This is a genomic window from Azoarcus sp. TTM-91, assembly GCF_012911025.1.
Lineage (GTDB): Bacteria > Pseudomonadota > Gammaproteobacteria > Burkholderiales > Rhodocyclaceae > Azoarcus.
Genome location: NZ_WUEI01000139.1, coordinates 1 through 10,541 on the forward strand (window position 1 = coordinate 1; position 10,541 = coordinate 10,541).

9 protein-coding genes are annotated in these 10,541 nt (G+C 71.1%); 5 read left to right on the forward strand and 4 right to left on the reverse strand.

Annotated elements, in window-relative coordinates:
- The coding region (locus GRF61_RS21605; protein ID WP_169152691.1) for an alcohol dehydrogenase catalytic domain-containing protein at window positions 1–805 on the reverse strand (805 nt) is incomplete at its 3' end.
- 417 nt (window positions 806–1,222) lie between these two features.
- On the opposite strand from GRF61_RS21605, the gene GRF61_RS21610 reads away from it, so the two are divergent.
- From GRF61_RS21610 to GRF61_RS21630, 5 genes are all read left to right on the forward strand, one after another.
- Window positions 1,223–1,744 (forward strand): sigma-70 family RNA polymerase sigma factor, encoded by a 522-nt coding sequence (locus GRF61_RS21610; RefSeq protein WP_169152692.1) that lies wholly within the window; start codon window positions 1,223–1,225, stop codon window positions 1,742–1,744.
- Between the two features lie 4 nt (window positions 1,745–1,748).
- Window positions 1,749–2,750 carry a FecR family protein gene (locus GRF61_RS21615; RefSeq protein ID WP_169152693.1) on the forward strand — a complete coding sequence of 334 codons (1,002 nt, stop codon included), beginning with the start codon at window positions 1,749–1,751 and terminating at the stop codon, window positions 2,748–2,750.
- An 88-nt stretch (window positions 2,751–2,838) separates the two neighbouring features.
- Window positions 2,839–5,277, forward strand: coding sequence for a TonB-dependent receptor (locus GRF61_RS21620; protein WP_169152694.1), 2,439 nt, complete (start codon window positions 2,839–2,841; stop codon window positions 5,275–5,277).
- Window positions 5,278–5,285: 8 nt separating this feature from the next.
- On the forward strand, window positions 5,286–5,585 hold the full coding sequence (locus GRF61_RS21625) for an iron transporter (RefSeq protein ID WP_169152695.1): 300 nt from the start codon (window positions 5,286–5,288) through the stop codon (window positions 5,583–5,585).
- Between the two features lie 62 nt (window positions 5,586–5,647).
- On the forward strand, window positions 5,648–7,249 hold the full coding sequence (locus GRF61_RS21630) for a PepSY-associated TM helix domain-containing protein (protein WP_169152696.1): 1,602 nt from the start codon (window positions 5,648–5,650) through the stop codon (window positions 7,247–7,249).
- Between the two features lie 99 nt (window positions 7,250–7,348).
- On the opposite strand, the gene GRF61_RS21635 is transcribed toward GRF61_RS21630, so the two are convergent.
- The 3 genes from GRF61_RS21635 to GRF61_RS21645 all read right to left on the reverse strand — a co-directional run.
- Window positions 7,349–8,434: an amino acid ABC transporter permease gene (locus GRF61_RS21635; protein WP_169152697.1), complete on the reverse strand. Its 1,086-nt coding sequence runs from the start codon at window positions 8,432–8,434 to the stop codon at window positions 7,349–7,351.
- Between the two features lie 117 nt (window positions 8,435–8,551).
- The gene (locus tag GRF61_RS21640) at window positions 8,552–9,520 is read right to left on the reverse strand and encodes an ABC transporter permease subunit (RefSeq protein ID WP_246034586.1); all 969 of its coding nucleotides are present in this window, start codon (window positions 9,518–9,520) and stop codon (window positions 8,552–8,554) included.
- On the reverse strand, window positions 9,517–10,541 hold a 1,025-nt coding region (locus tag GRF61_RS21645), incomplete at its 5' end, for an amino acid ABC transporter substrate-binding protein (protein ID WP_211166134.1). The genes GRF61_RS21640 and GRF61_RS21645, both read right to left, overlap by 4 nt.

Genomic DNA, 10,541 nt, shown 5'->3' on the forward strand with positions numbered 1-10,541 from the left:
CGGCGGCGGCGGGGCCGTGGTGAGCATGCACCGCGTCCACACCCACCGCGTCGATGGCGCAATCCACCCCGATGCCGCCGGTGAGCGCCAGCAGGGTGGCCACCGGGTCTTCGGCGTCGAAATCCACGATCTCGGCGCCCTGGGCGCGGGCCATTTCCAGGCGGTCCGGCACCGCGTCCACGGCGAAAATGCGGCCGGCATGCATCAGCCGGGCGGAGGCGATGACGAACTGGCCCACCGGGCCGCAACCGAACACCGCCACGGTGTGGCCGGGCTTGATGCCGGCCATGTCGGCGCCGAAGTAGCCGGTGGGGAAGATGTCCGACAGCATCAGGGCCTGCTCGTCGCTCACCGCGTCCGGGATCTTCACCAGGTTCACGCTGGCGTAGGGAATGCGGGCCTTCTCCGCTTGCAGGCCCTGGAAGGGGCCGGTCTGCTGCGGCCCGCCGTAGAAGGAGGTGCCGGCCTGCTTGCCGTTGGGATTGGCGTTGTCGCACTGGGCGTAGTAGCCGGCGCGGCAGTAGGCGCAGAAGCCGCAGGCGATGGTGGAGGGGATGACGACCCGGTCGCCGGCCTTGAGGTTGCGCACGCCGGGGCCGATCTCCTCGACCACGCCGGTGCCCTCGTGGCCGAGGATGGTGCCCGGCCGCAGGCCTTCCATGGTGCCGCGGATGAAATGCAGATCGGTGCCGCAGATGGCGCTGGTGGTGAGGCGGACGATGACGTCGGTGTCTTGCTCGATCACCGGGTCCGCGACGTCCTCCAGGCGAATGTCGCCGATGGCGTGGAATACGACAGCCTTCATGATCTTCGGTCTCCAGTGGGAATGCTCCGGGCCGCCCGCCGGAGTGGGAAAAGGGGAGGGAAAGCAAAAGGGGAGGGAAAGCGCAGCGCTTCCGGCGCCGGGCAGCAGGAGCGGGCGGTGGCGGCCTTGCCCGGCCTCGGCAGAAGTGCAGCAAGCGACGTGCCGTTGGCGGCTTGCGCGCCACCGGCAGCGCCAGCGCATTCGCCGCGGGCGGGGATGGTCGGGCACTGGCCGTATTTACATCCAGCGGAAAGAACTACAGCGGGCGATGATGGACCGGGGCGCTGCGGCGCCTTGCCGTGGCCGTGCATTGACCGTCTCCGGCCATCAAAGCAATAATAAGAAGCATTCCTAATTAGCCAGCGAGGCCGACGCAGTTCGAGGGCTCAGCCAGCCAGGACCTCCCGGAGAATCCGCTTGAGCCACGCCACTGCTTCCCCCGACTCCGTCGCCCGCCTGTACGCCGGGCACCATGGCTGGCTGGTTGGCTGGCTGCGCCTCAAGCTGGGCTGCCAGCAGCAGGCGGCAGATCTCGCCCACGACACCTTCCTGCGCATCCTCGGCGCCCGCCAGGCGGCGCTCGCCGAGTTGCGCGAGCCGCGCGCCTACCTGACCGCGGTCGCCCGCGGGCTGGTGGTGGACCAGTACCGCCGGCGGGACCTGGAGCGTGCCTACCTGGAAGCGTTGGCGGCCGAGCCGGAGCAGTTCTCGCCCTCGCCCGAACAGCGTCAGCTGGTGCTGGAGGCCTTGATGGAAATGGACCGGCTGCTGCAGGGCCTCTCCGCCAGGGCCCGCGCCGCCTGGCTGTACAGCCGCCTCGACGGCCTGCCGCATGCCGAGATCGCGGCGCTGCTCGGCGTTTCGGTGCCGCGGGTGCGGCAATACCTCGCCAAGGTGGCGCGGCAGTGCTACGAGTTGCGCTTCGGCAAGGTGGAATGAGCCGATGCAGGACAGGAAGGACGACGAGCGGCCGGTATCCGGCCGGGTGCTGGACGAAGCCATCGCCTGGCAGCTGAGGCTGGACGACGGTGACCCGGCGGACGAGGCGGCGCTGCGCAACTGGCTGGCGGCGGACCCCGACCACGCCCGTGCCTGGCGCCAGCTGGCGATGATAGATGCCGGCGCCGTCGCGCTACGCCCACATGCGCCGCTGCGCGGCATCATCGGCCGGCCCCGCCGGGCCTCCGGCTGGAAGCGCGGCGCCGCCGCGATGGCGCTGGTGGCGGCCATCGGGTTGGGGCTGGCGACGGCGGATCGCTACCAGCCGCTGGACGGCCTGTTGGCCGACTACCGCACCGGCACCGGCGAACGGTTGACGGTGACCCTGCCGGACCAGAGCGTCATCGTGCTCAACGCCCGTTCGGCGGTGGACCTGGCTTTCGACGCCCACACCCGGGCGATCCGCCTGCGCAGCGGCGAGATCCACATCAAGACGGCTCGCCGCAATCCGGCCGAAGCGCGGCCCTTCGTCGTCATCACCGCACAGGGCAGCCTGCGCGCGCTGGGTACCCGTTTCCTGGTCCGGCAGGAGGAGGGGACGAGCTGGCTCACCGTCACCCGTTCCGCGGTGCTGGCGCGGCCGGCGGGATGCGCGCCGGAGAGCACCGCGGCCTGTGCCGGGGAGCTGCGGGTGGAGGCGGGCCAGAGCCTGCAGATGGGCGCGGGCGCACCGGGCGCGGCGGTGCCCGCGAAGGCCGACAGCGACGCCTGGAAGGACGGCATGCTGGTGGTGGACGGCGAGCCGCTGGCGGCGGTCGTCGCCGAGCTGGGGCGTTACCGCCCCGGCTTCCTGCAGGTGGCGCCGGAAGTGGCGGCCCTGCGCGTCACCGGCACCCTGCCGCTGGACGACGGCGAGCGGGCGCTGACGGCGCTGGCGGCCTCGCTGCCCGTCCGCATCGTCCGCCGGGGAGACTGGTGGGTGCGCATCGAGGCGCCGGAGCAATGATTTTTTTCGCGCCCCTCTATCACTTTTGCCAGCTGCTTCGGCAAACAGGGAAAGCCACCTCCTTCCTTTCCCTTCCGGAGCCCGCCCGATGCATCGCCAGACCCCTCACTGCCGCGCCAAACTGCGCCCCGCCGCCCTGGCGCTGATCCTCGCCCTGAGCGCGGCGGCACCGGCCACCGTCCTGGCGCAGGCCAGCGCCGCCAGCAGCCGCGACTATGACCTGCCTGCCGCGCCGCTCGCCACCACCCTGAACGCCATCAGCCGGGAAGCCGGCCTGGCGCTGACGGTGGACAGCGCCCTGGTGGGCAAGCGCCAGGCCGCCGCCGTGCGCGGCCGCCTGAGCCCGCAGCAGGCCTTGCGCGCGGCGCTTGCCGGCAGCGGGCTGGAACTGGTGGAGGGCGCCGCCGGCGTCTATACGCTGCGCGCACTGCCGGCGCCGGTGCCGGCGCCCGCGGCCAGCCGGGAGACGACGCTGGCGCCGGTCACCGTCAGCGCCCAGCGCGCGGGGGACGGCAGCGCCGAACTGGGCTATGTGACGAAGACCCTCTCCGCCGTCGGCCCGTGGGAGGGCCGCGAGCTGCAGGACACGCCTTACGCCATCAGCGTGGTGCCGGCCGAACTGATCGAGAACATCCAGGCCATCTCGCCCGACCAGATCTTCAAGATGAACCCGACCACCCAGCTGAGCTGGCCGACGCTGCAGAACGACAACCCCTACGTCTATCTGCGCGGCTTCCAGAGCTCGACCTCCGCCCGCAACGGCCTGCCGCGCGACGTCTACGGCCACGGCACCTCCACCGAGGACGTGGAGCGGGTCGAGATACTCACCGGCCTGTCCGGCTTCCTCTACGGCGCGGGCAATGTCGGCGGCCTCATCAACTACGTCTCCAAGCGGCCGACGAAGGAGCGCTACAACTCGGTCACGCTCGGCTACACCGGCGGCGAGAACTTCTACCTGCACGGCGATTTCGGTGGCCCCATCGACGCCGACGGCCGCTTCGGCTACCGCATCAACGCGGTGACCCAGGATGGCGAGACCGGGGTGGACCACTACAAGGTGCACAAGGATTTCCTCAGCGCGGCCTTTGACTGGCATCTGACCGACGACCTGCTGCTGCAGGTGGATGCCTCGCGGCGGGAATTCCGCAGCAGCCGGCAGCCATACTGGTATATGGCCAGCGGCGTGGCCCGTCCCTCCGCCCGCTCGCTGGACCCGACCGAGCTGTGGTCCCAGCCCTGGGCCTATTCCGATGTGGACAGCAACCGCTTCGGCGCCAACCTGAGCTGGAAGCTCAGCAAGCGCCTGGCCCTGCGCGCCGGCTACCTGAACCAGTACGACGTGCGCGAATACGCCGCCGCGGACAATACCGTGCAGGCGAACGGCACCTACAACCAGAGCTCCACGCTGATCGCGCCGCAGGAGCAGAAGACCAAGGCCTACAACGCTTTCGTCGACTTCAGCTTCGCCACCGGCCCGGTGCAGCACAAGCTCACCGCCGGCTACATCAGCACCAGCTGGCGGCGCTACGACTACGTCCTCAATGGCGCCACCGCGACCACCTTGAACGGCGCCAGCCTGGACTCGCCCACCCATGTTCCGGAGCCGGCTTGGGGCGTGGTCGGCAAAGGGCAGAAGTGGGAGCGCCTGGCCTATCGCAAGACCAGCATGATGGTGGGCGACGACATCGCCTTCAACGACCAGTGGTCCCTGCTCGCTGGCGTCAACCGGGCGACGGTGGATAACGACATGACCTGGGCCAGCCCCAGCGCCACGCCCACCCACTACCGCAAGAGCGCGACCACGCCGACGCTGTCGCTGATCTACAAGCCGCTGGACTCCCTGACCACCTACGTCAGCTACATGGAGTCGCTGGAGCCCGGCGGCGCCGCCAGCGACACCTACGGCGGCTACGCGGTCACCAACGCCGGCGCGGTGCTCGACCCGCTGGTGAGCGAGCAGGTGGAGCTGGGCGCCAAGGCCACGCTGGGCGGCATGTTGCTCACCGGCGCGCTGTTCCAGATCGACAAGAGCCTGCAGTACTACGACGTGTCCGACCCCACCCGCCCCACCTACGTGCAGAGCGGCCGGCAGGTGCATACCGGGCTGGAGCTCACCGCCACCGGCAACCTCACCCGCAACCTGACCCTGATCGGCGGCCTCACCCTGATGGAGGCCCGCGTGCGCAAGAACAAGCAGAGCCCGGCGCTCGAGGGCAAGCGCCCGGTCGGCGTGTCCGAGCAGATGGCCAAGATCTATGCCGAATACCGTATCCCCGGTTTCGAGGCCGTCACGGTGAACGGCGGCATCAGCTACACCGGCAAGTTCTACGGCGACAACGCCAACACCGATAAAATGCCCGCCTACACCCTGCTGGATGCCGGGGTGCGCTACCTCACCGCCATGGGTGGCTACCCGCTGACGCTGCGGCTGAACGTCAACAACCTCACCGACAAGCGCTACTGGGTGAACCAGTACTACCTGGGCGACCCGCGCACCGTGTCGCTGTCGGCCAACCTCAAGTTCTGATACCGCCCATGCCTTCCTCCGCCAAGTCCGGCACGGCCAGGGCCAGCGCGGCCCGGCTGGACGTTCTCTCGCGTCTGCTGGCAGCCGTCGCCGGCGGCTACCTGGCGGCCACCGCCGTGGCGATGGCCCTCGCCGCGCTGTGGCCGGGCCCGCGGGCGGAGGGGGTGATGGCGGCCACGCTGCTCAGCTTCGCCCTGTACGCCGGCGCAGTGATGTGGGCCTTTGCCGCCCGCCGCGCCCGCAGCGCCTGGTACGGCTTGCTCGCGGTGGCCGCGGCCGGCGCCCTGCTGGCGCGCTTCTTACCCTGAACCCTGATGAGATCCCCGCAATGAGATCCCCGCAATGAGATCCCCGCGATGAGGTCCCCGCAATGAGGTCCCATTTCCGCGCCTGCATGGCCTGGCTGCACACCTGGACCGGGGTGGTGTTCGGCTGGCTGCTCTACCTGGTGTTCCTCACCGGCACCGCCGGCTACTTCGACACCGAGATCGACCAGTGGATGAACCCCGGGCTGACGATAGCCCGGCCCGGCCAGGCCCAGGCGGAGTATGCCGAGCTGGCGCTGGCCCAGCTGCACCAGCGCTCGCCGGAGGCGGAACGCTGGTTCATTGTGCTGCCGGTGGACCGCAACGACCCGCTGCCGCGCATCATCTGGCGGCCGCCAGCGCCAGCGCCAGCGCCCGCGGCCGGTGGCTCCGCCTTCCTGGACCCGGCCACCGGCCAGCCGCTCACCCTGTCGCACAGCTACGGCGGGCAGCTCCTCTATCGCATGCACTACGAGCTGCACTACATGCCCAGCGCGGTCGGCATCTGGATCGTCGGCGTCGCCGCCATGGGCATGCTGGTCGCCCTGATCACCGGGGTGGTGGTGCACAAGAAGATCTTCACCGACTTCTTCACCTTCCGCCCCGGCAAGGGGCCGCGCTCCTGGCTGGATGCGCACAACGTGCTGTCGGTGACCTGCCTGCCTTTCTTCCTGATGATCACCTACTCGGGCCTGATCTTCTTCGCCTTCACCTACATGCCGCTGATCGCCGCGGCCAGCTACGGCGACACCCCCACCGGCAGGCAAGCCTTCAGGGCGGAAGTGTTCGAGGGCGGCGACACCTATCCCCGCGCCGGCCGGCCGGCGCCGCTGGCCGCGCTCGGCCCCATGCTGGTGCAGGCTGCCGCGCGCTGGGGCGACGGCAGGGTCAACGGCATAGACATCCGCCAGCCTGGCGACGCCGGCGCCCGGGTGATGCTGTGGCAGGGCGAACGGACGCCGCTGCGGCGCAGCGAGATCATGGTTTTCGACGGCGTCAGCGGCGAACTGCTGGAAACCCGCCCGGCAGCGCCCGCCGGCGCCAAGGCGGCGCACGACCTGCTGCTCGGCCTGCACGAAGGCCTCTTCGCCAACCTGCCGCTGCGCCTGCTGTACTTCGCCTCCGGCCTCGCCGGCGCCGCCATGATCGCCACCGGCCTGGTGCTGTGGACCACCAAGCGGCGGCAGCGCGCCGAGCGCGGCGGCGAAAGCCCGCATTTCGGCCTGCGCCTGGTGGAGCGGCTCAACGTCGGCACGGTCATCGGCCTGCCCATCGGCATCGCGTGCTACTTCTGGGCCAACCGCCTGCTGCCGGAAACCCTGGCCGGCCGCCCGGCCTGGGAGGCGCACATGCTCTTCCTCGGCTGGGCAGCCATGCTGCTCCATGCCGCCTCGCGCCCGCGCCAGCGCCTGTGGGCGGAGCAGGCGGCGGTGGCGGCGCTTGCCTACCTGCTGCTGCCGGCGCTGAACGCGATGACCTCCGGACGGCACCTGGTCGCCAGCCTGGCGCAGGGCGATGCCGTCTTCGCCGGCTTCGATCTCGCCATGCTGTTCATCGGCGCGGCCTGGGCAGCGGCCGCCTTCAAGTTTCGCCGCGCTGCCAACGGGGCGCAGGCCGGCGCGGAGAGAAGGGCCGGGAGCCGGCGGACGGCGCCGGCCAGCAACTGACGCCGCGCCCGTGCTTCCCGCCTGCGGTGGCGGAGGGGCGTGACGCATCCCCGGTTTGTTGATCGGGGAGCGGGGCACGTTGGGTCCGCGGCGCGAGGCTCAGCGCCCGCGCGGTTCCAGGTGCCGGCTGGCGCGCGACAGCGCGTAGCAGCCCAGCCAGTAGAGGGCGCCGATGAAGAGATAGCCTTCCAGGTGGTAGCTGCGCCACTGCGGATCGCCGGACAGCGCCAGTTCCAGCGAACCGGTGAGTTCGTAGAGGCCGACCACCACCACCAGCGAGGTGTCCTTGAACAGGTTCACGAAACTGTTGGCGATGGAGGGCGCGGCGGCGCGCAGCGCCTGAGGCAGCAGGATGTGGCGCTGGGTGCCCCACCAGCCCAGGCCCAGGGCGGCGGCCGCCTGGCGCTGGCCGTCCGGCACCGAGGCCAGGGCGCCGCGTATGGCTTCGGCGAGGTAGGCGGCGGCGAACAGGGTGATGGCCACCTGCACCCGCAGCAGCACGTCGGCGGACAGGCGCGGTGGCACCAGCAACGGGATCAGGAAGGAGGCGAGGAAGAGCGCCGGCACCAGCGGAATGCTGCGCACCGTCTCCACATACACCGCGCACAGCGCCCGTACGGCCGGGAGCGGTCCGCTGCGGCCCAGCGCTACCAGCAATGCCAATGGGAACGCGGTGGCGATGCCGGCGGTGGCCAGCAGCAGCGTCAGCGGCAGCCCGCCCCACAGCTCGGTGGGTACCGCCGCCAGGCCGAAGGCGCCGCCGCCCATCAGCAGCAGGAAGCCGGCGGGCGCCAGCACCCAGGCGGCGCCCAGCCACGGCCACAGCCGCAGGCCGGGCTTGCGCCGGGTGAGTGCCGGCGCCAGCAGGCTGAAGACGATGGCGGCCAGCAGCAGCGCGGTGGCGCACAGCGGCCGCCATTGCGCCTCGTAGGGATAGCGGCCGAACAGGATGGGCCGGTACTTCTCGGCGACCATGCCCCAGCAGGCGCCTGCCGCCTGGCGGCAGGCTTCGGCGTCGGCGCTCCACACCGCGCCGCTCACCGCCCAGCGCAGGGCGCCCGGCAGCAGCCAGGCGGCGGCGAGCAGGATCAGCACGGTGGCCAGGGACGAGGCCGGGCCGTCGAACAAGCGGCTGCGCAGCCAGGGCAGCAGGCCGATGGGGGCGGGTGGCGGCAGGCGCTTCATCCTAGGGCCTTCGCCCTGCTGGCTCGCTTCCGGCCGGGCGCGTTTGCCCTTTTGCCGCGAGCCGGGGCCGGGCGGCGCTCAGCCGCAGGCAGCCTGCCATTGCTGCCGCGCCGGCCCTCACGCCCGCTCCCAATGCCGCAGCCGGCTTTCCAGCGCATGGGCGATGGCGATGCCCACCGCGCACAGCAGCAGGTACACCGCCAGCACCACCGCGATGCATTCCACCGCGCGGCCGGTCTGGTTCAGCGTGGTGTTGGCGATGGACACCAGCTCCGGGTAGCCGATGGCTACCGCCAGCGAGCTGTTCTTCAGCAGGTTGAGGCTCTGGTTGGCCAGCGGCGGTACCAGCATGGGCAGCGCTTGCGGCAGGGTGACCAGGCGCAGCGTCTGCCGCGGCGTGAGGCCGAGCGCCGCGGCAGCCTGGCGCTGGCCGGCGGAGACGGACTGCAGCCCGCCGCGCACCGATTCGGCGATGTAGGCGGCGGTGTAACCGGTGAGGCCGATGAAGAGGGCGAGATACTCCGGCGACAGGTGGGCGCCGCCGGTGATGGCGAAGCCGCCGCGCTGCGGCAGGCTGAGGCCGCCGTCGGCAACCCAGGGCAGGGCCAGGCCGCCGCTGCCGAGGAAGACGTGGGGCAGCAGCTCGATGGCTTCCGCCGCCGGCGGCAGCATGGCCGTCAGCAGGTAATACCAGGTGAACAGCTGCAGCAGCAGCGGGATGTTGCGCAGGGTTTCCACATAGGCGGTGCACAGCCCGCGCAGCAGCGGATTGCGCGCCAGCCGGCCGATGCCGACCAGGGTGCCGAGCAGCAGCGCGGCGGCGATGGCCGGCAGCGCCACCCGCAGGGTGTTGGCGAGGCCGGCGGCGAAGGCCTTGAGGTAGGACTCGGCCGGATCGAACTCGAACACGCCCTCCGAGATCCAGAAGCCGGCCGGCTGGGCGAAGAAGTCGAAGCCGCTGCGGATGCCGCGGGCGCGCATCTCTTCGGCGGCGGTCCCGGCCAGCCACCAGGCGCCGGCGGCGAGGGCGGCGAACAGCGCGATCTGCAGCAGCCAGGCGGCGCGGCCGGTGCGGGCAGCGCTCACCGCAGCGGCGGGGCGTACATCAGGCCGCCCTTGTTCCACAGCGCGTTGGCGCCGCGCTCCAGCTTCAGCGGCGAGCCGGCGCCCAGGTTGCGGTCGAAGATTTCGCCGTAGTTGCCCACCGCGCGAACGGCGCGATAGGCCCACTGCGCGTCCAGGCCCAGCGCCTTGCCCAGGTCTTCACCCTGGCCGAGCAGGCGGCCGGCGGCCGGGTCCTTGCCCTTGAGCCGGGCTTCGGCGTTGTCGCGGGTCACGCCCAGTTCTTCGGCTTCGATCAGGGCGAACACCACCCATTTGACGATGGCCAGCCAGTCCTCGTCGCCACGGCGCACCGCCGGCCCCAGCGGCTCCTTGGAGATCAGCTCCGGCAGGATGGCGTAGTCGTCCGGGTTGGGCGCCTCGCCGGCGCGGATGCCGGCCAGGCTGGAGGCGTCGGTGGTGTAGGCCACGCAGCGGCCGTTGAAGAAGGCCTTCAGCGAGGCGTCGAACTTCTCGAACACCACCGGCTTCACCCGTATGCCCTGGGCGCGGAAGTAGTCGGCCAGGTTCTTCTCGGTGGTGGTGCCGGACTGCACGCAGATGTCGGCGTCCTTCAACTGGAGGGCGCTCGCCACCTTGAAGCGCTTGGGCACCAGGAAGCCCTGGCCGTCGTAGTAGGTGACGGCGGCGAAGGAGATGCCCAGCGAGGCATCGCGGGTCAGCGTCCAGGTGGTGTTGCGCGACAGGATGTCCACCTCGCCCGCCTGCAGCGCGGAGAAGCGCTGCTGCGAGCCCAGCGGCACCCACTTCACCTTGGTGGCGTCGCCCAGCACCGCGGCGGCGATGGCGCGGCAGACATCCACATCCAGCCCGCGCCACTGGCCCTTGTCGTCCGCCGCCGAAAAGCCCGGCACGCCGCTGCTGACGCCACAGGCGATCTCGCCGCGCTTCTTGATCGCATCCAGCGTGGCGCCGGCCTGGGCCGGCAGGGCATGGAGGCAGAGGGCGGCGGCGAGGGCGGCGAGCGGCGCGAGCGGATGAGGGA